Consider the following 640-nt stretch of genomic DNA (forward strand, 5'->3'; position numbering starts at 1 on the left):
GGACCGCGTCGACGACGCGCTCCATGCGACACGCGCGGCCGTGGAAGAAGGCATCCTTCCCGGCGGCGGCATCGCGCTCCTTCGCTCGCTAAAGGCGCTCGAAGGCCTCAAGGCCGCGAACGACGACCAGCAGTCGGGCATCGACATCGTCCGCCGTGCGCTCCGCGCCCCGGCGCGCCAGATCGCCGACAATGCCGGCGAGGACGGCGCATGGATCGTCGGCAAGCTGCTCGAAAGCGAGGAGTATAGCTGGGGCTTCAACGCCGCCACCGGCGAGTATCAGGACCTCGTCAAGGCCGGCGTGATCGACCCCGCCAAGGTCGTACGCACCGCGCTGCAGGATGCCGCGTCGGTCGCGTCGCTGCTGATCACCACCGAGGCGCTCGTCGCCGAGCTGCCGAAGGAGGAGAAGGCCGCGCCGATGCCGGCGATGGACTTCTGACATATCGAGGGCGGCGGGAAGCCGCCGCCCTCACCTGCCATGTTTCTGTGCGGAGCATCAAGGGGATCGGCAATGCCGTTTGGAGGTCATAACATTCGAAATTGTGTGACGGAGATCAAGCTGCGGCATGGCAAACAGGCCGACTTCATCGTCTCCAGGCAGGTGCAATGGTCGCGCGACCGGGGCAACGACGAAGAG

At 66.4% G+C, this 640-nt stretch carries 1 protein-coding gene; it reads left to right on the plus strand.

Translation table 11 applies throughout. The features are described 5' to 3' along the window. Positions 1–442 (plus strand): TCP-1/cpn60 chaperonin family protein (locus ACT6QU_RS19450; RefSeq protein WP_444837028.1); only part of this gene is annotated, 442 nt, incomplete at its 5' end. Positions 443–640 lie beyond the last annotated feature (198 nt).

This window comes from Aliihoeflea sp. (assembly GCF_052435475.1).
Taxonomy (GTDB): Bacteria; Pseudomonadota; Alphaproteobacteria; order Rhizobiales; family Rhizobiaceae; genus Aliihoeflea.